The sequence below is a fragment of the Arthrobacter sp. JUb119 genome (assembly GCF_024807995.1).
GTDB lineage: Bacteria > Actinomycetota > Actinomycetes > Actinomycetales > Micrococcaceae > Glutamicibacter.
In genome coordinates, this window is record NZ_JANUFE010000002.1 from 143950 (window position 1) to 169675 (window position 25726).

Consider the following 25726-nt stretch of genomic DNA (forward strand, 5'->3'; position numbering starts at 1 on the left):
ATCTTAGGCGACTGGAGTCGGGTAGGAGGAAGACCACTGATCTAGCAGTTGGCGATTCGGGATGATGAAATGCTCTTCGGTGAACTTGCCTTGGATCTTGCCCAACTGAGTTCGTTCTTCGCGGTCATAAAAGACGCGAGTGGGGGAGAAGTCTTCGGCGCCCAGGCTCGGGTGGTACACAGAAGGAGCGGCCGAATTGGCGTTATAGATTTCCGGGCGATAAATCTTCTGGAACGTTTCCATCGTGCTGATGAGGCTGATCAACTGCAGATTCGTGTAATCGTTGAGTAGGTCGCCGCGGAAGTAGAACGCCAGCGGGGCAACAGCGCCTGGTGGCATGAAGTAGCGGACGCTCAAACCCATTTTTCCGAAGTACGCGTCGGTCAATGAATTTTCGTCCTGCTGGTATTCCAAACCGAGTACGGGGTGGCTGTTGCCGGTGCGGAAATAGGTCTTGGAAGTCGAGACGCTAATGCAAACCACCGGCAGCTGGGCAAAACGCTCACGGTATGCCTGTGAAATCAAAAAATGTTGGAAGAGCTGTCCGTGGAGATCACCAAAATCTTCTGGAAGCACCGGAGCTCCGCTGCCATTGCACGATGCCGGGAGCACCACGCTGAAGTCGTAATCGCGGACATAAGAAGAGAAATTATTGCCGACTATTCCCTGGGTTCGAGTGCCTAGGAGTTTATCCACGATCGTGGTTTCAAGCACTTCTAAAAGTGGAAATTCCTGATCGGTATTATCGGCAGAAAAATGCACATTTGCTGAAATGATTTCCAATTCCAGCGCATAGCGGTCACCTTGGGGATTGTCCCAGTGAGCTAGTGAATTGAAGCGGCGGTTGATCATCGTCAGGGCATTGCGCAGGTTCTCTTCGCGGCGTTCTCCGCGCGCCAAATTAGCGAAGTTTGTCGTGGTTCGAGAATTCGCTGAAGGGGAGTAATTCTCGTCGAATCTTGTGGTGCTAATGCTGAAATTTAATGCGTCTGCCATGATGGCCAATCTGTATTTGGGAGGCCTGGGCAGGCCGAGGGAAAGTCGTTGCGTCAATCATGCAGGGCGATTCTTGATATCAGGTAACTCGATATAACTATGGATTCATATAGACTCGACCTATGGTTCAGGGAACGAACGGTCTGACACTGCAGCAGCTTCGCTATTTTGTGGCGGTGGCCTCCGAGGGGTCGATCTCGGCTGCCGCCGACCTGATTTACGTCGCACAGCCTAGCATGTCCGCGGCGATGAAGGAGCTTGAATCACGGGTCGGGCGCACCTTGCTGATGCGCTCAGCCAGGGGAGTCACGCTCACCGCCGAAGGCGCAGAATTCCTCGGCTATGCCCGGCAAGTCTTGGAACAAGTGGAGCTTCTTGAGCATCGCTACCTCGGCCGTCCCTCAGCCCGGCGACTGCTGGGCGTCTCCACTCAGCACTACTCCTTTTCGGTGGATGCCTTTGTCCGGATGGTCCAGGCCAGCGGCGCCGAGGAGTACCAGTTTTCGCTGCGTGAGACCCGCACCGAAGAGATCATCGAGGACGTGCGCACGCTGCGCAGCGACATCGGAATCCTCTACCGCAACGACTTCAACCGGAAGGTCATCGACAAGCTGCTGCGCGAGTCCCGGCTGGTTTTCCACCCGCTGTTCCTCGCCGACCCGCACATCTTCGTATCGCGCAGCAACCCGCTGGCCACCCGAACCCAGGTCACGCTCGAAGACCTCGAAGACCTGCCCCGGCTGACCTTCGACCAGGGCGCGAATAATTCCTTCTACTTCGCCGAAGAGGTGCTCTCCACGCGCTCCAGCCAACGCGAAATCCAGGTCTCGGACCGCGCCACCATCTTCAACCTCATGATCGGCTTGGGCGGGTACACGATCTCCACCGGCATCATCAGTGACGAGCTGGATCCCTCCATCGTTGCCATCCCGCTGGCCATCGAGGAGCGTATCGAGATCGGCTGGATTGACCACGCCGCCATCCCGCTCACCGACCAGGCCCAGCGCTACCTGCAAGAAGTGCGAACGGTGGTCGCCAGCTTCGGGGTAGAAGTGCTCGGCTGAGCCGCCAGCAGCGTAACCGCCGGTCATGGAGCACCGGCGCATCGTCACAAACTTCCAGAAAAACCCCTGCATCACGCCGATTCCGCTCAAAAGCTCGCTTCACAAAAGGGTTCAGGCCCCCGCGTCATCATGACAAGGCGACGACATATGAAGCGCAGCGGCCTTGTATGAAGCCGGGCGCCGGATACCGCTTGCACCGGTTGCGGCGGATAGCCAACCATGGAAGAACAACCCATCAAGAGCGGCTGAGAGATCTGGCTCGGAGACGCCGCAGCAACCATCGGGAAACCGAAAGGTGCTACCGCCAGGAACGATGGAGCAGTTCCGAACGCGTTTTTGCGTAGCTTCGTGCCGCCGCACGATGCCAATCGGTGCACTCCCTCGCAGAGAATCGAGGAGGAGCCATGAGCCAGGAAACCGACGCGGTGCACGCAGGGTACCGCCCGAGCGGAGACTTCCGCCCGATGCTGCCGCCGCTGCACAATTCCGCAGCCTACCAATTCGCATCGCACGCCGAAGCGATCGAGAAGTTCGCGCTGCGCCAGGCCGGCTTCACCTACTCGCGCACCGGCAACCCCACCGTGTCCATCCTCGAACAGCGCGTGGCCGCCCTGGAAGGCGGGGCCCACGCGGTGGCCACCGCCACCGGGCAGGCCGCCGTGGCCCTGTCCCTGCTGGCCCTGACCCAGGGCCCCAAGCACATTGTGGCCTCTTCCTCGCTCTACGGCGGCACCGTGGACCTGTTCACCGACACCTTCGCCGACTTCGGCATCCGCATCAGCTTTGTCGACCAGGCCGATCCGTCCGCCTGGGCCGCTGCCATTGAGTCGGACACCCGCGCGTTCTTCCTGGAGTCCGTCTCCAACCCGCTGTGCACCGTGGCCGATCTGCCCGCCATTGCGGCCGTTGCCCACGAGCACAACATCCCGGTGGTGGTCGACAACACCCTGGCCACGCCGCTGAATATTCGGCCACTGGAAATCGGTGCGGACATCGTGGTGCACTCGGCCACCAAGGGCCTGGCCGGACACGGCTCGGTGCTCGGCGGCGTGGTGGTGGACTCGGGGAAATTCGACTTCTCCGATCCGCTACGCTGGCCGCAGATCGCCGCTCCGCGGGTGCGGCTGAACAACACCTCGCTGCTTGAGCGCCACGGACCGGCCGCCTACGCGATGCTGGTGCGTTCCAAGTTCCTGCACGATCTGGGCCCGACCCTCGCCCCGGCCAGCGCCCAGGGCATTCTGGCCGGCATCGAGACCCTGCCGGTGCGCGCCACCCACGTGCAGCGCAGCGTCACCACGCTGATCGGCACTCTGGCTTCCCACCCGGGCATCGCGGCCATCCACCACCCGTCCCTGCCCAGCCACCCCAGCCACGAGCTGGCGCGGACGCTCACGCCCAAGGGCACCGGCTGCGTGCTGGCCATCGAGCTGGCCCACCCGTCGCTGGTTTCCCCGGTGATCGACGGGCTGGCGCTGATTTCCCTGGCCGCGAATGTGGGGGACACCCGCACCATGGTCTCCCACCCGGCCACCATGACGCACTGCCGGCTCTCGGAGCAGCAGCTGGCCGCCGCGGGCCTGAACACCTCCACCCTGCGCCTGTCGGTGGGATTGGAAGACCCCGCCGACCTGCTCGCAGATATCACCCAATCGCTGGATCACGCACTGGCCGCAACCCAGGCCACCGCCGGCACCAAGGAAGTGAGTTTCGCATGAGCGGCTTCAACACCCTCGCCGTGCACGCCGGCCAGTACAAGGATCCGCACACCGGTGCGGTGATCCCGCCGATCTACCAGACCAGCACCTTCATCCAGGACGGCATCAACGTGCTGCGCGCCGGGCACGAATACTCGCGCGGCTCCAACCCGACCCGCAACGGGTTCGAATCCCAGCTCACCGCGCTGGAAGGCGGCGCCGCCGGCTTCTCCTTCGCCTCGGGGATCGCGGCCGAAGACGCGCTGCTGCGCGCAGTGCTGGCGCCAGGCGATCACATCGTGCTGGGTGCCGATGGCTACGGCGGCACCAACCGGCTGATCTCCAAGCTGCACGGCAAATGGGGGATCACCTCCTCGGCGGTGGACATCACCAACCTGGACGCGGTGCGCGCCGCGATGCGCCCGAACACCGCGCTGCTCTGGGTGGAAACCCCGTCCAACCCGCTGCTGGGCATCGCCGACCTGGCCGGCTGGGCGGCCATCGCCCGCGAACACGGCGCCCTGCTGGTGGTGGACAATACCTTCGCCACTCCTTACCTGCAGCGGCCGCTGGATTTCGGTGCTCACGCGGTGGTCCATTCCACCACCAAGTACATCGGCGGGCACTCCGATGTGCTCGGCGGGGCCGTCATCGTGGCCGACCACCTGCACCGCGGGCAGAGCCTGGCCGAAGCCGTGGGCTACCAGCAGTTTGCCGGGGGCGCGGTCTCCGGTCCGCAGGATTCCTACCTGGCCGCCCGCGGGCTGAAGACCCTGGGCCTGCGCATGGAACGCCACGGGGCTACCGCCAGCACCCTGGCCCGCTGGCTCGATGACCAGCCCGAGGTCACCCGCGTCTACTACCCGGGGCTGGAACGCCACCCGGGCCACGAGCTGGCCAAGTCCCAGTCCGCGGCCGGCCGCGGCTTTGGCGGGATCCTCTCATTGCAGCTCTCCGATGAAGCCGCCGCCCGCGCCTTCGCCCAATCCATGGAGTACTTCCAGCTCTCGGTCTCCCTGGGCGGGGTGGAATCCCTGGTCTGCTATCCGCGCGAAATGACCCATGCTTCGCTGATCGGCACCCCGCTGGAAATCCCGGCCAATCTGGTCCGCCTCTCGGTGGGCATCGAGGAAGCCGACGACCTGATTGCCGATCTGGAACGCGGCCTGGCCGCGGCCCGCGCGGCGTCCAAACCGGTCGTCGCCCGGGTATGTGAAAAGACTCTGGAAAACGCCTGATCGCATCGAACCGCGATTATCGGGCGGCGTGCCCCTACCCTGAAGAATAGTAGTTGGGGAAGGGTGGAATCATGATCGGAATTCTCAATCGGCTCATCGAGCAAATCGAGGCTCAGCTACGCGCCGAGATCAACCTCGCTGACCTGCTGCGCACCGAAGGCAGCACCGAATACCATGCGCGGCGGATGTTCTCCTCGCTGTCCGGCATGCCGGTCTCCGAGTACATCCGCCGGCGCCGCATGACCCAGGCCGCCGCGGATCTGCTTGCCGGTCAGGACCTGCTGAGCATCGCGATCCGTTACGGCTATGGTTCGGCCGAAGCATTCGGCCGGGCCTTCCGAGCGGTGCATGGCGCGTCCGTGGCCGATGTCCGCGAGAATGGTGGCCCCCTTCGAAGCCAACCAATCATCAGGTTCAGCCTGACCGTCGAAGGGAATCGTCCCATGGATGCACGAATAGTTGATCGAGAAGAATTCCAGCTCATTGGATACGCCACGCAGGTACCGCTGATTCACAACGGTGCCAACCCGCACATCCAGGCCCACATCGCCTCCATCCCGATAGCCGAGCACGCTCGGCTCAAGGAGCTGTCTTCCGCGCAACCTGCCGGTTTGCTGCAGGTCAGCGACCAGGTAGACCCCGATTACCGCGAAGGCAGCGAGCTGACCTACCTGCACGGTGTCGCCGTACCCGGTGGCATCCAGGTGCCCAAGGACCTGGACATGATCCAGGTTCCTGCTGGCCAGTGGGCGGTCTTCAGCGTTTCGGGCCCCTACCCGTCAGCGTTGCAGGACCTCTACGCCGCCACCGCTACCGCGTGGTTCCCGTCCAATCCGTGGCGTTTGCGCGTGGGGCCGTCCATTGTCGCCGTGCTCGATCGGGCCCCGGACTTCAGCACCGCGACCTGCGAGCTCTGGCTGCCGGTTGAAGCCGGCAACTAGACTTGTCCACAGCCCGTACACGCATGCCCTGCAGATCCATTTCTGCGGGGCATGGTGTACCCATGAGCAGAGAAATCGCGCAAGCGCTGAAGGACCTGGCCGACGCCAACGCGTTGGCCGCTTCAGCGACCCATGTCCTGGCCCAAGGCGGCCTCACCGCCGGCCAGGCCGCCTATTTTTCGATGCTCGCTGAAGACACGTCCCAATCTCTCGCCCGGACCCAGGTCCACGCGGCAGCTGCCCTGCGGCGTACCGGCGCCCACAAGCTCGACCAGGAATCCTTCCAGGCCATCTCCGATCTCGGGGCCCACCCCACCGTCGAGCAAATCGAAGCCGCGAAGGGGCGCACCACGACAGCGCGCACGCATTTCAAGGATGCCAAAGGACTGATGACCGGCTGGCTGGATATCCCGCGCAGCACCGCCGCCGCCCGCCTGGTGCAGGCCGACTGCCTGCTTGGCGGCACGGACGAGGCAGGACAACCGACTGATCCGTGGCTGCCGGAGCTTGCTACGCAGTTCGACGACCCGAGCATTGATCCGCGGCTGGTGGCCTCGGCGGCAATGAAGCTGCATTCGCTCCGCAAGGATCTGGGCGAAGGCAAAGCCGCAGAGGCGAAGAAGCAGCAGCTCCAGGCAGAATCCGCAGCCTTCCTGCGTTCAGAGCCCAAGTCAGCGCGCAAGCACATCAACGACATGGTCTCGCAGATCAAAGCGGGCCAGCGCCCGCTCAAGGCTCTGCTCGACGGAATCGGGATCTTCAAGCGCGGTATGCGCAAAGGGCTGGTTGAATACATCATTCGTGTTCTCCCATCGCATGCCGCATACATCGAGGCCTACTTCGCCAATCTGGATAATCCGTCCACCGTTGCCGGCAACCGCGAGGGCTTGAAAGACGTTGATGCCCAGTTCACCGGTGAGGAAACCAGCGGCTGGGACGATGATGAAAGCAAACCCGACTGGGCAAAAGACGGACCGGGTGGCGACGCTACGGAGGACATTGGAGATCTCGACTCGGAAGACGAGAATCTCCACTGCGGAAATGATGAGCTCCAGCCAGAAGTTGCTTCCGCCGAAGCGAAGCCGGCCAACGCTGAATGGGAAGACCTGAAACCCGAGCGAAGACGACTCGTTGGTTTCATGGCCTTGCTGATGAGCGAACGGAAACCCAGCGGAGGCCCGCCGGAACAGCAATCAGGACTTGCCAGCGCGCAGGTGAGCGTCATCTTGGATTGGGATAAATTGCAGCAGCGGACCGAGGATTTCGCTGTGACCTCCTCGGGGATTCTGCTATCCCCGGGAGAAACCAGGACCGCACTGTGCAATGCCGGGATTCTCCCGGTGGTGCTGAACGGCAAGAGCCTGCCCTTGGATCTCGGACGAACGCAGCGGCTATTCACCAAGGCCCAAGTCCGAGCCCTGCGGGCAGCCTATCGAGGCTGTTCCTATCCCGGGTGCAGCATGCCTGCGCAGCGGTGCGAAGCGGATCATCTGGATCCGTGGGAGAAGGGCGGGCGCACTGATATCAAGTCTGCGGTGTTGAATTGCTTGATTCACCATACGGCCAGGCATTGCGGATTGTTCCAGGCGGTGAAGATCCCTGGGAGCCGGCCGATGGTGCTGTTGCCGCCGGAGTTGGATCCGGAACAGAAATTGCGGATCAACACCTATTTCATGACGCCGACCGAAGCCTTGGACGCCGAAGCGTTGGCGGAGGAGACCACAGTGAGGTGGCGTGCGGGATTGCTGGAAGTAGAACTTGCCGAGCCATGAGCAGCGCGCACAATGCTTAAAGCAAAAGCTCCTGGAAGCGTGTGCTTCCAGGAGCTTGCAAACTCTAGGCGTTGGCTTCCAGATGCTTGGCTGCCAGCACGAGATAGTGATCAGCGTTGGTCTTCAACCCGGAGACTTCTTCATCGCTCAGTTCGCGGCGGACCTTGGCAGGAACTCCGGCAACTAGTGAACGCGGCGGAACCTGGGTGCCTTCCAACACCAGTGCACCTGCAGCAACCAGCGACTGCTCGCCAATCACCGCGCCATTCATGATGGTCGCGCTCATGCCCACAAGGCAGCCGTCACCTACGGTGGCGCCGTGCACCACAGCCGAGTGGCCCACTGAGATGCCCGCACCAAGGGTGCAAGGAAAACCTTCATCGGCGTGAAGCACGACGTTGTCCTGCAAGTTGGTGCCTTCACCCACGCGAATCGGTGCAGAGTCCCCGCGCACCGATACCCCGTAGAAAGCGCTGGAACGATCGGCCAAGGCCACGTCCCCGCTCAACACTGCGGTGGGTGCGACAAAAACGTTCTCGCCGACCTGTGGGGTCGACCCGTCAATAGTAATCATGTGGCTCATGCCACCTACTCTAATTGGCTCAGGCGCACGGGGCGAGTCACGAGAAGACGATGGTGCGCTGGCCGTCGAGCATCACGCGATGCTCAGCATGCCACTGCACGGCGCGGGTCAGCGTCCGGCCCTCCACGCTGCGGCCCAGCTCAACGAGCTGCTCGGCGGTGCGCGTGTGCGAGACGTGGGTGACTTCCTGGTCGATGATCGGACCTTCGTCGAGGTCCGCGGTGACGTAGTGCGCGGTGGCACCGATCAGCTTCACGCCGCGGGCGTAGGCCTGGTGGTACGGCTTGGCGCCCTTGAAGGAAGGCAGGAAGGAATGGTGGATGTTGATGACCCGGCCCTCCATGCGCTCGCAGAGCGAATCCGAAAGGATCTGCATGTAGCGGGCAAGCACCACCAGTTCGATGCCGTAGTCCTCGGTGAGCTTGAGCAGCTCAGCCTCGGCCTGGGACTTGTTCTCCTTGGTCACCGGCAGGTGCACGAAGTCCACCCCGTAGAAGTCGGCCATCGGCTTCAGATCCAGGTGGTTGGAGACGATCACCGGCACATCGATGGGCAAGGTGCCAGCACGCTGGGCGAATAACAGGTCGTTGAGCGCATGCCCGGCCTTGGAGCACATGATCATGGTGCGGGTGCGCTTGGCGCCATCGTCCACACGGAGGGACATGTGGAAATCGTCGCGGATGGGCGCGAGTCCTGCGCGGATCTGTTCCAGGGACTGCTCGGTGGCTACCTCGATGCGCATGAAGAAGGTGCCGGTTTCGGGCGAGAGGAACTGCTGGGACTCGGTGATATTGCAACCGGCACCCAGTAGACCCCCGGAAATGGCATGGACGATGCCGGGACGGTCGATGCAAGATAGGGTGACGATGAAATTGTTCATGCATTGAGATTAACCGGCTGGCGCGCTGCATGCACATTCGTCTCGGTGGAGTTACACAGTTAGGCGTCGAAGCTACTGGATCATCAGCAGGTTTCCGCACTCAGCCGAGGTGCTTTATGCGTCTTCAAAAAACACCGTGCGAACTAATGATCAATACCTGGCCGCGCTATGACATGATGTCTATAAATTTGGCATTTTCACGCTTGGGGAAACACATGAGGCTGCTGCATCGTTTTACTTCGGTTATAGGCGCCACCGCCTTGGTATTCGCCGGGCTCGTGCCCCCAGCCCACGGTGCTATCAGCCCTGCAGACTGCTTCGAGTACATGGATGAGACCGCTAGTGTCGTCGTGGGTTTGTCCTGCAAGAACGTGGCATCGTTGCAGGAACTGCCGATGACGCGCGATATCCAGTGGATCGGCGTCGACACCCAGAAGGAGCAGGCGCTCGGTGGGCTGGAAGTCCTGGCCGCCAACCCCCAGTTGCAATCGGTGCGGATCAATAAGGCTCCACAGGAAATCATCGCGGAACTAGCCAAGCTGCCAGTGCTGGAGTCACTGTCATTGACATTCCCCAAGGGGCAGCAGGTGCAGCTGGCTGGGCTGGGACAGTTGTCTGACCTGAAGGAACTTGAAGTGCTCGCCACGAGTTCGACGGATTATCGCTGGGCCAAGGATCTGTCTGATCTCGAAGTACTGGATCTGGCTAGCTACACCAAGCCGCTCATCGAACTGAAGATCGGTGCCAGCACGGAAATTGAACCGGTGATCACGGTGGATGGCAGTGTGCTCAAGCCGTGGGAATACACCCGCGAACGAATCCTAGGCCAGATCAGCCCCACCGGATTCACCGCGAACAAAGCTGGATTCGCGGGTGTGGCGGCTGAACTCACCGACTTCGAGGCGGTGATCCCGGGACAGGAGAATCTGAAGTCTGTCAGCTACGCAGCCAGCTGGCACATTGGCGTGCGCGATACTGCCCAGCTCGGCCGAATTTCACTGAACAGGAACCCGTCGCTGGCGGGCCATGACGCGGCGGTCGTGGGAGATGCCCTGCTGGCACCGACAACCAATTACCCATACACGGCCCTGCAGTGGACCCGCAACGGGGCACCGATTCCCGGTGCCGTGGGAGAGAGCTACCAGCTGGTGCGCGAAGACTCCAAGAAAGTCATCGCGCTGAACTATGAGACGAAAGCAGTTCGTCAAAACGGCGAAGTATGGGTCCCCTCGGCGCAGGGGACGATGAAGTACGGAGCGCCGATTGCCGCGACAGTCGCCTCGATCGCCAAGCCGACGATCAGCGGCAGCAAGATCGTGGGACAGAAGCTCACCGCTTCCCTCGACGCCGCATACTTCCCGGAGTTCACACGCCATTATCAGTGGCTAGTCGACGGTTTCGAGATTCCGCGGGCTACCGCGAAAACCTATACCCCACCTCAGTCCTATGCCAACCGCAAGATCGCCGTGCGGGCAACTCTGCACGCGGCGGACGGAGAATCGGTATGGCTGCCGGCCAGCTCGGCAGTCAAGGTCGTCAAGGGTACGATCACGGTTGCCAAGCCAAAGGTCTCTGGAACCTCAAAAGTCGGTTCCAAACTCACCGCCAAGGCCGCCACACCGGCTCCCTCCGCCCAGTCCACTAAGTACCAGTGGCTGCGCAGCGGCCAGAAGATCAAAGGTGCCACGGCAAAGACCTACGCGCTCAAACCCGCAGATCTGAACCAACGGATCTCAGTCTCGGTGACCTATGCCAAGGCCAACTACACTACCAAGACCGTGACCAGCACTGCGACCGGGAAGATCGCAGCCGCCAAGCTCAAGGTCCTGAAGAAGCCGGTGATCACCGGCAAGAAATCCACCGGCAAGACCTTGAAAGCCACGGCAGGCAGCTACAACACTAAAAACGTGAAGATCTCCTACCAATGGACGCGCTCCGGAAAGATCATCCCCAAGGCCACCAAGCCGAACTACAAGGTCGTCAAAGCCGATGCCCGGAAGACCTTGGGCGTGTGGGTGACGGCCTCGAAACCCGGCTACACCACCGTGCTAACCAAGGTGAGCAAGAAGTAACTGGGCACGCTATACCGCAACCGCGGACAGGAACTTGCTGGCTGCCAGCGCGGCCTTCCTCCCGGCCCGGGTAGCACCCAAAGTCGAGGCCGACGCGCCATAGCCGACGAAGAACAGCCCGGGCACCGCCACGGCGGCCACCCCATCCTCCATCAGGATGCCGCCTTGAGCCGTGTGCAGTTTCAGATCGCGCAAATGCCGGTGGGCATGCCGGAAGCCGGTTGCCCACAGGATCGCATCGATCTTTTCGCGTGACCCGTCGGAGAAGACGACGGCGTCGGATTCCAACCGGTCGATCTTCCCCCGCGAAACCAGCGCCCCGGAGGCGATCCCGGCACGCATCTTCTCGGTGAGCAGCAACCCGGTGGTGGCTACCACCGACTTCGGAGGCAGTCCCGCACTGGTGCGCTCGTTGACCTGGCGCTCCACTTCCTGGCCCCATTCGGCACCGGTGGGAACGTCGCGCCAGTCCGGTGCGCTGCGCGTGGACCACAGGGTATCCACGCCGGCAGCGCGCAACTGCACGATGAACTGGGTGGCACTGGCGCCGGCCCCGACCACCAAAACGCGCTGCCCGGCGAATTGCTGCGGGGAGACGAAGCCATTTGTGTGCACCTGCGGACCGTCGAAGTGCCCGGGGTAGACCGGCCAGAACGGATTGCTCCAGGTCCCGGTGGCGTTGATGATGGTGCGCGCCCGGTAATCCGCATCGGCGTGCACCACGAAGTTTTCTCCGTCGTTTTCGACCGAGGTCACCGGTGCGCCGTGGCGTACCGGCAACGCGAAGCGCTGTTCGTATTCCGCATAGTATTCGGACACCACTTGCGAGGCAGGCCGGGTGGAATCCTGCACCTCGAGCGGGAAATCGGGCAAGGGGTGGATATGATGCGCGTCGCCCAGCGTGAGGGTATCCCAGCGGTGTTGCCAGGCCCCGCCTGGTGCAGGGTTTGCGTCGAGCACCAGGAAGTCGATGCCGCGCTTGGCCAGATGGTAGGCGGCGGCAAGCCCGGCTTGCCCTGCGCCGATCACGATTGTCGAGTACACGCTTAAGGTAACCCTGCGCACTTCAAAGTCATTCCCGAAGCCATTTTCGCTACACTGGAACGCGTGACTGGCGTTAGGTGGGTAACCACCAGGGAGCTAATCGTGCGAGCCGCGCGCCTGGGTTTGCACACCACCCGCCTTGGGAACAGGGCACCTACGGAAGGAACAGCGTGAGCGCACGCATTCTCGACGGCAAGGCCACCGCGGCCGCCATCAAGCAGGAACTGGCCGAACGCGTTGCCAAGCTCAAGGCTGCCGGGCACACCACCGGACTGGGCACCATCCTGGTTGGCAACGACCCGGGCTCGGCCTGGTATGTCGGTGGCAAGCACAAGGACTGCGCCGAAGTGGGCATCGAGTCGATCCGCGTGGATTTGCCCGAGGAAACCACCCAGGACGAGCTGCTGGCCAAGGTGCGCGAGCTGAACGAGAACCCGAACTGCACCGGTTACATCGTGCAGCTGCCGCTGCCCAAGCACATCGATACGGACGTGATCCTCGAAGCCATGGATCCGGCCAAGGATGCCGACGGCCTGCACCCGATGAACCTGGGCCGCCTGGTCGCCAACGTCAACCGCCCGATGGCCTCCCCGCTGCCATGCACCCCGCTGGGCTGCGTGGAACTGCTGGCCCGCCACGATATCGACCTGAACGGCAAGCACGTGCTGGTCCTGGGCCGCGGCGTGACCATCGGCCGCCCTGTCGGCCTGCTGCTGACCCGCCGCGACGTGAACGCGACCGTGACCCTAGCCCACACCGGCACCACCAATCTTCCTGAACTACTCGCCCAGGCCGATGTCATCATCGCCGCTGCCGGCGTGCCGCACATCATCAAGGCCGACGCCATCAAGCCCGGTGCGATCGTGCTCGACGTGGGCGTTTCCCGCGTGGATGGCAAGGTCACCGGCGACGTGGACCCGGCTGCCGCCGAGGTCGCGTCGTGGATCTCGCCGAACCCGGGCGGCGTGGGCCCGATGACCCGCGCGATGCTGCTGAACAACGTGGTCGAGGCCGCAGAGCGCAACGCCGCCAACTAGACGCGAATGAACTCAAACACCAACGGCCTGCCATGATGGCAGGCCGTTGGTCTTTTACGTCCAGCAGCGGTATTTACTAGGAGACGTAATTCCTCTGGACGCAAATTGGTTTTAAGGCCGTTCCGAAAGCATTTAGATTTGCGTTTCCCTGATTAATGTTAGTGGTTCATCAGATTTAATAGGTGACGTCCTTTTCTGTAAGTGTGTCGTTGGCTTTTCGTTTGGGTAATAAACGAATGATGGTTGGGTATCGTAATATCGGTCTCATGACTCAAATTGGCGAGGTGCCCACACCTTTGGCTCAGTGGAATATTCCAGTGTTTACGGGTGGTTTCTGCAGCGTGCAGGTGAGTGCGGGAGAGGTGTTGACGATCCTAGGGGCGAATGGCTCGGGTAAATCTGCTCTGGCTTCGTGGATGCCGAGAAATTCGCAGGCAACGGCTATCCGGAGAGTGTTAGCGCAACGAAAACTGTGGTTTACTCAGTCGGGATCTTCCATTACTCCGGCAGACCGAAAAACGCGATTTGCCCAAATCACGCATTGGGATCAGGAATTTAGTTCGCGCTATCTTGATCACAGTGATTCACAGCGCTCGGGGATTGCCTTGTTCGATATGCTAGCCAAGATCAACCAGGAGAACAGGGCACGCGTAGATCTGTATGAGGCGGGGTCGAGCACTGAAGATGTTACCCGGAGGATGGGTCCACGTGTTCTCGACACGTTCAATACAGTGCTTCAAACTTCGGGCCTGGAAATTGAAATAGGCGTGGATTCTACAGAGAATTTTTTTGCGAAGCATCTCAATTCTGACGTGACATATCCGATTCATTTGATGTCCGATGGTGAGAAGAGCGCGCTATTGCTCGCCGCTGAAATTATTACTGCCCCGTCCGGGGTGACGTTTATTATCGATGAGCCGGAGAGACATCTGCATCGAGCAATTTCCGATGAACTCATAAAAACCATTATTGCTACACGTAATGATTGTGCTTTTGTCGTGTTGACCCATGACCTGGACCTCGCCGCGAGCCTTTCTGAACAAAGAGGGAAAGTGCTAACCGTGTTTGGTGTGCGGTGGGAAGGCGAACAAGCCATGCAGTGGGATCTGCATGAGATTGCACAGGACGACTCCTTGCCTGAAATCGCCCGACAGGCCATTCTTGGTGGGCGGAAGGAGATTCTCTTCATTGAAGGAGAAACGACGAGCCATGATCTGAGCCTTTACAAGGTGCTCTTCCCAGATTGGCTACTGGTGCCTAGCGGAGGATGCGATACGCTCATCCGGTCAGTGTCTGGCCTGCGGAATAGTGCGAGTTTCCATTGGGTCAGAGCACGCGGTTTGGTTGATGGGGACTGGCGATCTGAGCAGGAAATTGAATCCTTATTTAGTCTTGGTATTCATGTTCTGCCGGTGAGCGAAATTGAGAACCTCTACTACACTTCGGAAGTGCTGCAGGCAGTAGCAGAGCAACAAGCTTCGACGTTTGGCTACGATCCTCAGGTCAAAGTTGAGGAGGCCAAGAGCGCGGCCATGAAGGCGCTAGGAAAGGACGGGACGTTAGAAAGACTGACCGGACAGCTTTCGAAATCTGTGGTCGCGAGGAAACTAGTCGAGTACATGCCAGATGTGGTTGATGAGAACGCAATCGAGATCAACTTTGACTCGCCATTTCCACAAATTCTCAGGCAGATGAAGGATCATGTTACTGCTTGTGCGTATGACGAGCTGATCAAAGCGCTCCCGATTCGTAACACCAGCATGAGAATTGAGATTGCTAGGCACCTCGGTTTTCAGAGTATCCAGGACTATGAAACTGCGGCCCTTCATCGCATCCGCAATTCTCCGCCGTTGCAAATCGATTTGCACATCCCCATCGAGAAGCAGTGAGGTCGAGAGCCCACTGGATAAACCTTACAGAGAAATCCAGCGAGGTCCGGTCCTAAGGAAATCTTGGTGCGGTGCGGTGGGATGAGAACCCGATTACCCGATTGTGGTGTCCATTAAAGCCGCAGAGCGCAACGCCGCGAAGTAGACGCGAAAAACCGGCAGTCCGCCAATGGTGGGCTGCCGGTTTTTTGATCCCTGCAGATCCTACAGCGCGTCCTGGGGCACGGGCTGCCCCGCGGTCCGCTTGTCGAAGACCAGCGCGCCGACTTCCTGCTCGGCCTGGTTGCCGATACCCAAGTCGATGCCGCTGCGATCACGCACCATGCTGACCGCCGCCAGCGATATTGCGGTAAGCGCGAACAGGTACCAGCCGACCGCCGTGGTCCCGCCGGTGGCCTGCACCAGCGCGGTGGCGATCATCGGGGCGAACGCCCCGCCCAGGATCGCGCCGAAAGCGTAGGAAATGGAAACCCCGGAGAAGCGCACCGAGGCGGGGAACAGCTCGGAGTACAACGCGGCCTGCGGACCGTAGGAGAAGCCCAGACCGATGGCGAACAACGCGAACGCCACGTAGAGCAGCGGCAGGCTAGCGGCGTCGACCAGCCAGAATAGCGGGAAGATGCACAGCAGCTGGCTGATGAAGCCGATCTGGTAGGTGCGCTTGCGCCCGATCCTGTCGGCCACGACCCCGGAGAGCAGGGTGAAGGCGAACCACATGACTGCACCGAAGGAGACGGCCAGCAGCACCTGCGTGCGGGTGAAGCCCACAGGCCCCTCAGGGTCCGTCATATAGGCCTGCAGGAATCCGCCGGTGGTCATGTAGCCGGCGGCATTGTTGCCAGCGAAAATCAGCGCGGCAACCAGCACCAGCAGCCAGTGCTTCTTGAACAGCACCACGATCGGAACGCGGGTCTGTGCCTTCTTCTGCGCGATCTCCTCGAAGACCGGGGACTCGTCCACCGAGCGGCGGATGAAGTAGCCCACCACGATCAGCACGAAGCTGAGCAGGAACGGCACGCGCCAACCCCAGGCCATGAACTGCTCGCCGGGGGAGATCACGCCGGTCATCAGCGCCATCATTCCCGAGGCCAGCAGCATGCCCAGCGGCACGCCGAGCTGCGGGTAGGCGCCGGCCCGGGCGCGACGGTCCTTCGGGGCGTGCTCAACGGCCATCAGCACCGCGCCGCCCCATTCGCCACCGGCGGAGATGCCCTGGATGATGCGCAAGAGCAGCAGCAGGATCGGGGCCAGCACGCCCGCGGTCTCATAGGTGGGCAGCACGCCGATCAGCGTGGTGGAGGCGCCCATGAGGGCCAGGGTGAGCACCAGCATGGCGCGCCGGCCGATTTTGTCCCCGTAGTGCCCGGCTAAGAACGCGCCCAGCGGGCGGAAGAGGAAGGAAATGCCGACGCTGGCGAAGGAGAGCAGCAGGCCGATCTGCGCGCCGGCTGGTTCGAAGAACAGGTGGGCGAAGATCAGCCCCGCTGCGGTGGCGTAGATGAAGAAGTCGTACCACTCGATGGTGGTGCCGATGACGGTGGCGAAGGCGACGCGCCGCTGGCTGGTGCCGGGGTGCCGCTGGGTGGGTGTGCTCATGAGCTGACCTCATTGGGATAGTAGTGGGGGTGCTAGGCCGCGACCGGTGCGGCGTTGGCCAGGTCCTTCAGGGATGCTCCAGCGAGCATCGCTTCGGTGATGCGCTCGCCGCGGGCCAGCAGCTTGCGTGCGGCAGCGTGGTCGGCGGGACGATTAATGGATTCCACCGCGACCAATTGTCCGTCGCGCAGCCGTGCGATGGAGAATTTTTCGCTGCCCGGGTCGCCCAGCAGCACGCTGCTGTCGGTGGGCTCGGCCAGCCCGGCGATTTGCAGCCGGTGGCGGCCCTGGATGCTCCAGAACCAGGCAATCTCCGAGTACGCCGTGGGCTCGCCGCACAGGGTGCGGGCCAGGCTGCGCGCCTGGTCCGCGGCGTTCTGCACCGACTCCAACCGCACCCGCGTGCCGTCGCGCCCGACATTGGCGCAGTCGCCCACCGCGTAGACGCGCTCATCGCTGGTGCGCAGCGCGGCATCCACCAGGATGCCGTTCTCGCACTCCAATCCCGATGCTTCGGCCAACTCAATGTTGGGGAGCACGCCGATGCCGTAGACCACCAGATCCGCCCGGCAGCTTTCCCCGGCGGAGGATTGCACTAGCAAATCCTCCTGCACGTCAATGGACTGCACGCCTTCGCCCAGGCGCAGCTCGATGCCGTCGCCGCGATGGGCCTGGGTGAACCAGTTGGAGAGCTGGGCGGAAACCGAACGGTTCAGCACCCGGGGAGCGGAGTGCAGCACCGTGACATCGATCCCGCGGGCCCGGGCCGAGGCCGCGAACTCCAGACCGATGAAGCCGGCACCGGCCACGACGACCCGCTGGGCGCCGTCCAGCTGCCGGCGCAGGATTTCCGCGTCCTGCAGCGTGCGTAGCCCGATGACCCGCGGGTCCTCGGCGCCGGGGCAGGACAGCACCCGGTTGCGTGCGCCGGTGGCGAAGACCAGCCGGTCATAGCCGCGTTGCTGCCCGTCGGACAGGGTCACGGTGCGTGCGGCGCGGTCAACGGCGGTGGCGCGCGCACCGGTCAGCAGTTCGATGCGCTGCTGGGCGTAGAAGTCCTCCGAGCGCAGCGGCAGCACCTCGGGTTCCTGGGCGGAAGCCACGAAGTCCTTGGACAGCGGAGGGCGCTGGTAGGGCTGTTGCGCGCCCTGGTCGACCAAGGTGATGGCGCCGGCATGGCCGTGCTCGCGCAGCGTTTCGGTCAGCTGCACGCCGGCGTGGCCGGCGCCGATGATCAGGATGCTTTCGTTCATTTCAGACCTGTCCGGAGGGTACGGCCACGCGGATGGACTGCAATGCGCCGCCCAGGGAAACCTGGCAGCCCAGCCGGCTGTTCGCGGTGCGCTCTGCGGTGGTGCAGTCGAGCATTTCGTCTTCGTCTTCCGAGAGTTCTGGAAGACCAGCTGCATCCTCGGGGTTAACGTAGACGTGGCAGGTGGCGCACATGGCCTGGCCGCCGCATTCGCCGACGATCCCGGCGATGCCGTTGGTGACAGCAGCGCGCATGATGTTGCCGCCTTCGGCGACCTCGACGTCGGTCGCGGTGCCGTTTGGCTGTTCAAAGGTGATGGTAGGCATGGAAGGCTCCTTGTATTAGGCGTCCCAGAGGACGCGCATTTTGGTCATGCCGCGGAAGACCCAGCCGGCATCGATGCTGGCGGTGGCCGGATCCAACCGCAGATTGGGCAGCTTCTCGAAGACCGCCGGCAGGGCGACCTGGGCCACCTGGGCCCGGGCGATCCAGGTGCCGGCGCAGAAGTGCACACCGCCGCCGAAGGCCAGGTGCGGCTTCTTCTCGCGGAAGATGTTGAACGTTTCGGGATCCTCGAAGACCAACGGGTCGCGGTTGGCCGCGCCTAGCACCACTCCGAGGCGCGCACCGGCTGGCAGGCTGATGCCTTCGAGCACCAGCTCCTGGGTGGTTTCACGCGGGTACATGCCGATCGGGGCGACCCAGCGCACCGATTCCTCGAAGGCCTTGGGGAGCAAAGCCGGGTCCTGGCGTACCGCCTGCAATTGCTCGGGGTTCTCCAGCAGCGCCCAAACGGTGGTGGCCAGCACGTCGCGCGGCTCGTTCAGCCCGCCGCCGATGGTCATCTTCAGGTTGGCACGGATGGCTTCCAGCGGGATCGGCATGGTGGCCAGGTTGGAGAGCAGCGAGTGGTCCGGGTTCTTCGCCAGATAGGGGAGCATCTCGTCGATGGCCGCGTCGACCTCTGCCGAGGAAGCCTCTGCCTTGGCCCAGACCTCTGGGTCATCGGCGTAGTTGCCGGTGCCGTCGATCATGGTCTGGCTCCAGCGCTGCATGTCCTGCTGGGTGGCATTGTGGAAGCCGCAGATCAGCCGCAGGTTCTCCGCGGTGTACGGTGCGGCGTAGTCCCAGACGAAGTCCGAACCCGGCCCCTTGGCGAGCAGCTGGCCCAGGTACTTCTCGTTGTTCTGCGCGAAGATCCCGTTCCAGTGCTTCTTGATGGTGCCCGGGCGCAGGGTCGCTCCGTAGGAGTCGCGGTCCACCTGGTGCTCCGGGTTGTCCTTGCGCAGCATCGAGTGGCCCATGGACCGCTTCATCAGCGAGTTGCGCTCGTTGGCGGAGAAGCGGGCTTCGTCCTGCTCGATCTCGTGGCAGGCGGCGTAGGAGGTCACCATGTAGCGGTTCACCGCCGGGACCCAGTGCAGCGGGGCCTCGGCGCGCAGGCGCTGGTAGATCGGGAACGGATCGCGGTACAGGTCCTCGATTTTTACCCAATCGGCGACCGGGGCCTCGCGGACTGCGGATTCGGTGCTGGCGTGCGGCACTGGTGCGGTGCCGGGGGTGGCCTGGGCGCCGGTGAACGGGCAGGTCGCTGGGGCGGTGCTCATGCTGTCTCCTTAGTGGTTCCTTGTTCAATCACTAGTGTGAGGCAGGCCATAACCACGGGTAAAATGGTTATATTCGAGGAATATCCACTGAATAAGCGAGGAATAGTGCCGAAATTTACGCTGCGTCAGCTCGAATGCCTGGCCGCCGTAGGGCAGCTGGGCTCCATCACCGCCGCCGCGCAGTCACTTAATTTGTCAGCCTCCGCGGTGACCGGCGGGCTCAACGAGCTTGAACGCGTGCTGAACACGCAGCTGACCATCCGGCGCAAGGCCCATGGCGTGAGCCTGACCCCGGCCGGGCGCTACGTGCTGGACGAGGCACAGGGAATCCTGCAGGCCTCCAGGGACCTGGAGCAAATGGCCAGCGGTGCCGGGGAAGTGCTGGCCGGAAAGGTTCGGGTGGGCTGCTACTCGTCGCTGGCGCCCACGGTGCTTCCGGAGCTGCTCGCCGAATACGGGCAGCGCTACGCGCAGGTGGAAGTCGATTTCTTCGCCGGCACGCAGCAGGAGATCTTCCAGATGCTGGCCGCCGGGACGCTGGATCTGGCCTTCGTCTACGACTTCGGCCTGCCCGAAGGCATCGAGCGCACCCAACTGTTCCGCACCGAACCCTATGTGCTGCTGCCCGCGGGGCATCCGCTGGCCGAAGAGCCGAAGGTGCCGCTGGTGCGGCTGGCCAGCGAGCCGATGATCCTGCTGGATGTCCCGCCGAGCCGCGAGCACACGCAGAACCTGTTCGAATCCGCCGGGGTCGAACCGTGGATCCGCTACCGCACCGCCGACTTCGAGGTGACCCGCTCCATGGTGGCCCGCGGGCTCGGCTACGCGGTGCTGGTCCAGCGCCCGGCGGTGGATGTTTCCTACGAGGGTCTGGACCTGGTGGTGCGCCCTATCCACCCGGTGGCCCGAACGGTGCGCGTCGCACTGGCCCGCCCCCGCGCCGTCGCCCCGTCCAAGGCGGCCACCGCCATGCATGACCTGGCACTAGAACTGCATTCGACGAACGCCGCTCACTGACCGGGCTACTGTCTGGCGGAGCAGGCACCCGCATCCGCGGGCCAATGCCGCAAGGCCAACGCCCGGAGTATCCTCGGTGCCGCTGGTGGGCTTGGGGCGCAGCCGCCGGGAGGACTGCATTAAGACAGCGGCCGAACGCCAACGCCACGAGCGCGACGAGGAGGGGAACGGCTGGTGCTTGCCCGCGGCATTCATGGGCACGGCCCGGGCTGGTAGCCCCGACCTTCTGGATCCTGACTGATCGGTGCAATCATCTTCGCAGCCCGCCGACGGCATGTGGCCCGCGCTGCGGCCGGCGCCGAATCGGTGCGGCGCGAACGCAATGCCCGCGGCGAGATCGAATAGACCGAGTTCCGCAAACGACTGGATGTGGTGCGCACCAAGCTGAAATAGAAAAGCCCGATGGCCCGTTCGGAAACGGGCCATCGGGCTTTTGCTTGCAGCGCCTAGGCGTCCTGGGTAGCCTTCACAGCATCAGCGCGGCGCTTGTCGAAGACCAGCGCGCCCACTTCCTGCTCCGCCTGGTTGCGGAAGGACAGGTCGATTCCGGCCCGGTCGCGGATCAGCGAGACCGCGGTGAACGAGATCGCGACGACGATCAGCAGGTAGATGGCCACCGCGGTGGTGCCGCCGGTCGCCTGCACCAGCGCCTGGGCGATGGTCGGTGCGAACGCGCCGCCGACGATCGCGCCGATCGCGTAGGAGATCGAGACGCCGGAGAAGCGTACCGAGGCCGGGAACAGCTCCGAGTAGAGCGCCGCCTGCGGGCCGTAGGTCAGCCCCAGTCCGATGGAGAACAGGCCGAAGGCCAGGTAGAGCAGGCCCAGCGAGCCGGAGTTGACCAGTGCGAAGACCGGGAAGAGCGAAGCTGCCAGAATAATGAAGCCGATCTGGTAGGTGCGCTTGCGCCCGATCTTGTCGGCCAGCAGGCCAGCGACCAGGGTCATGACCAGCCAGACCGCGGCGCCGAAGGCCACTGCGATGAGCACGTCGGTGCGCTCCAGGCCTACCGGGCCCTCCGGATCGGTGGTGTAGGCCTGGAAGAAGCCGCCGGTGGTCATGTAGCCGGCGGCGTTGTTGCCGGCGAAGACCAGGGCCGCGATGATGACCAGTGGCCAGTGCTTCTTGAACAGCACCAGGATCGGCACAGCGGTCTGGGCCTTGTTCTCGCTGATTTCCTCGAAGACCGGGGACTCGTCCACCGAGCGGCGCACGAAGTAGCCGACGGCGATCAGGATAATCGACACCAGGAACGGAACGCGCCAGCCCCATTCGAGGAACGCATCGCCGGGGGAGATCACCCCGGTCATCAGCGCCATGGTGCCCGAGGCCAGCAGCATGCCCAGTGGCACGCCCACCTGCGGGTAGGAGCCTGCGCGGCCGCGGTGGCCGTCGGAGGCGTGCTCGACGGCCATCAGCACCGCGCCGCCCCATTCGCCGCCAGCGGAGATGCCCTGCAGGATGCGCAGCAGCAGCAGCATGATCGGCGCCCAGATGCCTGCGGTCTCGTAGGTCGGCAGCACGCCGATCAGCGTGGTGGCTGCACCCATCAGCGCCAGGGTCAGGACCAGCATCGCACGGCGGCCGATCTTGTCGCCGAAGTGCCCGGCCAGGAATGCGCCCAGCGGGCGGAAGAGGAAGGACAGGCCGACCGAGGCGAAGGAGATCAGCAGCGCGATGTCCTGGCCAGCTGGCTCGAAGAACAGCTGGCTGAAGACCAGGCCTGCTGCGGTGGCGTAGATGAAGAAGTCGTACCACTCCACGGTGGTTCCGATGACCGTCGCGAAAGCTACGCGGCGCTGGTTGGCCTTGGCGGCCTTGGATTGTGTCATAGTGCTTCCCTTGCGAGTGGTACCGAGGCGTCGATCACTGGCACCTGAGTTTTGGGTCACTCCAGTGTGGCACCAAGCACAAGTAAGGTAAACTTCAAATGTCTGCAATACTTCTGAAGGTTGGCTTATGTATTCGATGCGCCATCTGGAAATCATGGCTGAACTGCCCGTCCACAGCACGCTCGGTTCGGCGGCCAGCGAATTGAGGATCTCGGAATCGGCCTTGTCACAGGCAATTACCGCCATCGAGAAGCATGCCGGGGAGACCTTGTGCCTGCGGCGCAAGGCCCACGGGATCCGGCTCACCGCTTCGGGGCAGCACTTCGCCGCCATGGCCCGGAAGATCCTTTCCGATGTCGGTGAATTGCGGGCAACATTCCCGCAAACCGAAGGAACATTGCGCGGACCGGTGCGGTTCGGCTGTTTCGCTTCGCTCTCGCCGCACCTGATCCCGGCCACGCTGGAGGGGTTCGACCACCCCGAGGTGCAACTCGATGTGCGCGTGGGCACCCACGAGGACTTGCTGCCGGCCCTGCGCGAGGGCGAGATCGACGTTGCTTTCGTCTACGACCTGCAGCTGCCCGCCGATATCGACAAGCAGCAGATCTACCAGACCGAGATGCAGGTGGTGCTGCATCCCGAGCACCGGCTGGCCAAGCTCGCCCGGCCGCTGGAACTGGCCGACCTGGTCGACGAATCGCTGATCATCTACGAGTCCGACCCGAGTACCGAGCACCAGAAGCAGCTCTTCGCCTCCCAGGGCCTGCAGCCCAGGATCGCCGCCTCGGTCCCGCAGATGATCTTGGTCTCCGCGATGGTGGGCCGCGGCCTGGGCTACGGGCTGCTCATGCGCCGCCCGAACAATGCCGAGGTCTCCATCGAGGGCCGCCCGCTGGCCTTCCGCGAGCTCAAGGCTCCCAACTACCCGAATGCGGTTGTGGCCATCACCCCGCGCGGGGTGCGCATTCCCGCGCGCGTCCAGGCGCTGATTGACCACTGCACCTGCGCAATGGCTGAGTCCTGGTAGACGCGAACACCTGCAGCGCGCATAATGGCCACATGATTGGCACGTGGCAGGCCATGGTCATCGACTGCGAGGACCCCGATGCACTGGCCGGATTCTATGAACAGCTCCTCGGGATGGTGCGCATCGACAACGAGCCCGACTGGGTTTCCATTGGCGATGCACCGGACCATCCTGCGCTCGCCTTCCAGGCGGTCAGCCCGTACGTGGCCCCGCAGTGGCCCGGGCATGTGCACCCGCAGCAGGCGCATATCGACGTGAAAGTCGCCGACCTGGACTTGGCCGAAGAGCAGGTGCTGCACCTCGGTGCGCGCTGGACCGGGGAAGGGTCCAAAACCTTCAGGGTCTATCTTGACCCGCAGGACCACCCGTTCTGCCTAGTGAGCTGGTAGCCGCGTAGGCGATCTTCGCCGCCTGCAGCCGGGTCGAGACCCCGAGCTTGGCCAGCACCTGGGAGACATGCGTCTTCACGGTGCTCTGCCCGATGCCCAGCCGCTGCGCCAATTGCGGGTTGCTCAGCCCTTCGGCCAGCCCGTCGAGCACCTCGCGTTCCCTGCCGGTCAAGCCATCAGGCAGCTTCGCGGTGCCGGGTTCCGGCGCCAGCGCCCGGGCCAGGATCCGCGAGGTCACCTGCGGATCCAGCACGGATTCACCACGGGCGGCAGCACGCACGCCCATGATGATCGCCTGCGGTTCGGCGCTCTTGAGCAGGAACCCGTGCGCCCCGGCCTGCAGCGCGCCAAAAAGGTACTGGTCGTCATCGAAGGTCGTGAGCACCACAACGCGGCAGCTGCCATGCAGCGCCTTGGTGGCCTCGATGCCATCGAGCACCGGCATGCGCAGATCCATCAGGATGACGTCGGGGGATAGGGCACGGGCCATGGAAATGGCCGATCGCCCGTCGGCCGCTTCGCCCACGACTTCCAGGTCTTCCGCGGCCTGCAGCACCAGCCGGATCCCCATGCGCACGGTGGCATGGTCATCGACGATCAGGACTTTCATGGCTTCTCCGTTGCTTCGGTTGGGCCCGGGAATTCGACGTGCACCGCGAAGTCCGGGCCGGTGCGCACCTCGAACCGCCCGTCGAGCGCGGCGACGCGGGTCCGGATATTCTCCAGCCCGGTCCCCGCTCCGGGGGCGCGGCTGGCATTCGACCGCAGGCCGTTGCTCGCCGTGATCGCCAGGCCCTTGTCCTGGATCACGCTCAGTTCCAGGGTAGTGCCCGGCGCATGCTTGGCATGGTTGACCAGCAGCTCGCAGACCGTGCGGTGCGCGGCGGTATGCACCGCCGGGCCGAAGCGCTGCGGATGCGCCACCCGGTACTCCCAGCGCACCGGGCTGCCGAATCCGGCCACCAGCTCGGGCAGATCCTCGATCCGCGCCTGCAGCGCAGGGCCCCCGGTATGCAGCATCCGCACCATCGCGGCCATGTCTTCCAAGCCGGACACCGACTCATCGCGGATGCTCTGCAACGGAGCCCGCACCTCCTGGGGTGCGGCCGGAAGCAGGGCGCCGGAGAGCAGAGCGATCGACGAGAACCTGGCCGAGAGCACATCATGCATCTCGCGGGCCAATGCTGTGCGCTCCTGGACGCGGGAAAAGTCGTGCTCGGCGACCAGCTGGTCCTCGCGGGCATCGGCCGCCGACTGGACGGCCTCTGCCCGCTGTGCTTCGGCCTTGGCCAGCTCCTTGGCGGTGCGCACATTCTCCGCCCAGAGCATCGGGGTGAACAGGATGAAGCCGGCCATGAGCAGGGCCAGCACCACTTCCTGCGGATTGTGGCTGCCTAGCCAGGTGGCGATGGCCAGCGAGATGGCGGCTAGGCACAGCAGCGCCAGCGCCACCGTTCGGGTGCGGACCGAACCGAGCAGGAACAGCCCGAAGACGCACTCGAAGACCAGGAAGTATCCGCCGATGCTGCCCACGGCCAGCAGGCCGGCGCCGGCGAGCAGCATGGCCACGGAGCTGGCTACGAGAAAACGGCGACGGACCAGCACGGCGGCCAAGCCGATGAGCAGCAGGACGATCCATTCGTATCCGCGGATCGCGAACCATGGGGGATTGGCCAGTCCCGAAAGATGCAAGATGGCGGTGAGCACCAGATAGGTGCCGACGACCTCGGGTTCCTTGTCTCCGCTGCCCATCCGCCGAATGAAGTTCATGCTTCCAGCATCCCCGAACTGGC

22 protein-coding genes and 1 riboswitch are annotated in these 25726 nt (G+C 63.3%); of the genes, 11 read left to right on the plus strand and 11 right to left on the minus strand.

Annotated features, from left to right (window positions below; genetic code table 11):
- Positions 1-3: 3 nt before the first annotated feature.
- Entirely contained in the window at positions 4-996 is a 993-nt protein-coding gene (locus tag M2368_RS06690; protein ID WP_498724241.1) for a DUF1852 domain-containing protein, read from the minus strand.
- 122 nt (positions 997-1118) lie between these two features.
- Between M2368_RS06690 and M2368_RS06695 the strand changes: the two genes are divergently transcribed.
- The 5 genes from M2368_RS06695 (at position 1119) to M2368_RS06715 (ending at position 7708) form a co-directional block, all read left to right on the plus strand.
- Positions 1119-2060, plus strand: a complete 942-nt coding sequence (locus M2368_RS06695) for a LysR family transcriptional regulator (protein ID WP_498724242.1) — start codon at positions 1119-1121, stop codon at positions 2058-2060.
- A 229-nt stretch (positions 2061-2289) separates the two neighbouring features.
- Positions 2290-2380, plus strand: a riboswitch (SAM riboswitch).
- A gap of 84 nt (positions 2381-2464) precedes the next feature.
- Positions 2465-3778: an O-acetylhomoserine aminocarboxypropyltransferase/cysteine synthase family protein gene (locus M2368_RS06700; RefSeq protein ID WP_498724243.1), complete on the plus strand. Its 1314-nt coding sequence runs from the start codon at positions 2465-2467 to the stop codon at positions 3776-3778.
- Positions 3775-4995, plus strand: coding sequence for a cystathionine gamma-synthase (locus M2368_RS06705; RefSeq protein WP_498724244.1), 1221 nt, complete (start codon positions 3775-3777; stop codon positions 4993-4995). Before M2368_RS06700 ends, M2368_RS06705 begins: the two co-directional genes overlap by 4 nt.
- 71 nt (positions 4996-5066) lie before the next feature.
- The gene (locus M2368_RS06710; protein ID WP_434692044.1) at positions 5067-5936 is read left to right on the plus strand and encodes an AraC family transcriptional regulator; all 870 of its coding nucleotides are present in this window, start codon (positions 5067-5069) and stop codon (positions 5934-5936) included.
- Positions 5937-5998: 62 nt separating this feature from the next.
- Entirely contained in the window at positions 5999-7708 is a 1710-nt protein-coding gene (locus tag M2368_RS06715; protein ID WP_498724245.1) for an HNH endonuclease signature motif containing protein, read from the plus strand.
- Between the two features lie 64 nt (positions 7709-7772).
- Here the strand turns inward: M2368_RS06715 and M2368_RS06720 are convergent, their stop codons facing one another.
- Together M2368_RS06720 and purU are read right to left on the minus strand one after the other, a co-directional pair.
- Positions 7773-8291, minus strand: coding sequence for a gamma carbonic anhydrase family protein (locus M2368_RS06720; protein ID WP_498724246.1), 519 nt, complete (start codon positions 8289-8291; stop codon positions 7773-7775).
- A 37-nt stretch (positions 8292-8328) separates the two neighbouring features.
- Entirely contained in the window at positions 8329-9171 is an 843-nt protein-coding gene (gene purU, locus M2368_RS06725; protein WP_498724247.1) for a formyltetrahydrofolate deformylase, read from the minus strand.
- A 215-nt stretch (positions 9172-9386) separates the two neighbouring features.
- On the opposite strand from purU, the gene M2368_RS06730 reads away from it, so the two are divergent.
- Entirely contained in the window at positions 9387-11243 is a 1857-nt protein-coding gene (locus M2368_RS06730; protein WP_105657402.1) for a hypothetical protein, read from the plus strand.
- A gap of 9 nt (positions 11244-11252) precedes the next feature.
- Here M2368_RS06730 and M2368_RS06735 read toward each other — a convergent pair whose 3' ends face one another.
- Complete coding sequence (locus M2368_RS06735; protein WP_498724248.1) at positions 11253-12287, minus strand: flavin-containing monooxygenase; 1035 nt, start codon at positions 12285-12287, stop codon at positions 11253-11255.
- Between the two features lie 170 nt (positions 12288-12457).
- Between M2368_RS06735 and M2368_RS06740 the strand changes: the two genes are divergently transcribed.
- Positions 12458-13324 (plus strand): bifunctional methylenetetrahydrofolate dehydrogenase/methenyltetrahydrofolate cyclohydrolase, encoded by an 867-nt coding sequence (locus tag M2368_RS06740; protein ID WP_498724249.1) that lies wholly within the window; start codon positions 12458-12460, stop codon positions 13322-13324.
- Positions 13325-13590: 266 nt separating this feature from the next.
- Positions 13591-15213 carry an AAA family ATPase gene (locus M2368_RS06745; RefSeq protein WP_448940055.1) on the plus strand — a complete coding sequence of 541 codons (1623 nt, stop codon included), beginning with the start codon at positions 13591-13593 and terminating at the stop codon, positions 15211-15213.
- Positions 15214-15417: 204 nt separating this feature from the next.
- Here M2368_RS06745 and M2368_RS06750 read toward each other — a convergent pair whose 3' ends face one another.
- The 4 genes from M2368_RS06750 to M2368_RS06765 are packed head-to-tail and all read right to left on the minus strand — an operon-like array spanning position 15418 to position 19668.
- Complete coding sequence (locus M2368_RS06750; protein ID WP_448940054.1) at positions 15418-16809, minus strand: MFS transporter; 1392 nt, start codon at positions 16807-16809, stop codon at positions 15418-15420.
- 32 nt (positions 16810-16841) lie between these two features.
- Complete coding sequence (locus M2368_RS06755) at positions 16842-18062, minus strand: NAD(P)/FAD-dependent oxidoreductase (RefSeq protein WP_448940053.1); 1221 nt, start codon at positions 18060-18062, stop codon at positions 16842-16844.
- 1 nt (position 18063) lies between these two features.
- Positions 18064-18387, minus strand: a complete 324-nt coding sequence (locus tag M2368_RS06760; protein WP_332728565.1) for a 2Fe-2S iron-sulfur cluster-binding protein — start codon at positions 18385-18387, stop codon at positions 18064-18066.
- Between the two features lie 15 nt (positions 18388-18402).
- Positions 18403-19668: a cytochrome P450 gene (locus M2368_RS06765; RefSeq protein ID WP_105657409.1), complete on the minus strand. Its 1266-nt coding sequence runs from the start codon at positions 19666-19668 to the stop codon at positions 18403-18405.
- A 105-nt stretch (positions 19669-19773) separates the two neighbouring features.
- Between M2368_RS06765 and M2368_RS06770 the strand changes: the two genes are divergently transcribed.
- The gene (locus tag M2368_RS06770) at positions 19774-20685 is read left to right on the plus strand and encodes a LysR substrate-binding domain-containing protein (RefSeq protein WP_181149028.1); all 912 of its coding nucleotides are present in this window, start codon (positions 19774-19776) and stop codon (positions 20683-20685) included.
- Between the two features lie 446 nt (positions 20686-21131).
- Here the strand turns inward: M2368_RS06770 and M2368_RS06775 are convergent, their stop codons facing one another.
- A complete protein-coding gene (locus tag M2368_RS06775; RefSeq protein ID WP_498724250.1) occupies positions 21132-22517 on the minus strand; it encodes an MFS transporter in 1386 nt (461 codons plus the stop codon).
- 127 nt (positions 22518-22644) lie between these two features.
- On the opposite strand from M2368_RS06775, the gene M2368_RS06780 reads away from it, so the two are divergent.
- Together M2368_RS06780 and M2368_RS06785 are read left to right on the plus strand one after the other, a co-directional pair.
- Positions 22645-23544: a LysR family transcriptional regulator gene (locus tag M2368_RS06780; protein ID WP_417367257.1), complete on the plus strand. Its 900-nt coding sequence runs from the start codon at positions 22645-22647 to the stop codon at positions 23542-23544.
- 32 nt (positions 23545-23576) lie between these two features.
- A complete protein-coding gene (locus M2368_RS06785) occupies positions 23577-23933 on the plus strand; it encodes a VOC family protein (protein ID WP_102598283.1) in 357 nt (118 codons plus the stop codon).
- Here the strand turns inward: M2368_RS06785 and M2368_RS06790 are convergent.
- Both M2368_RS06790 and M2368_RS06795 read right to left on the minus strand, forming a co-directional pair.
- Entirely contained in the window at positions 23881-24543 is a 663-nt protein-coding gene (locus tag M2368_RS06790; protein WP_498724251.1) for a response regulator, read from the minus strand. The genes M2368_RS06785 and M2368_RS06790 overlap by 53 nt on opposite strands.
- On the minus strand, positions 24540-25703 hold the full coding sequence (locus M2368_RS06795) for a sensor histidine kinase (RefSeq protein ID WP_498724252.1): 1164 nt from the start codon (positions 25701-25703) through the stop codon (positions 24540-24542). Before M2368_RS06795 ends, M2368_RS06790 begins: the two co-directional genes overlap by 4 nt.
- Positions 25704-25726: the final 23 nt, after the last annotated feature.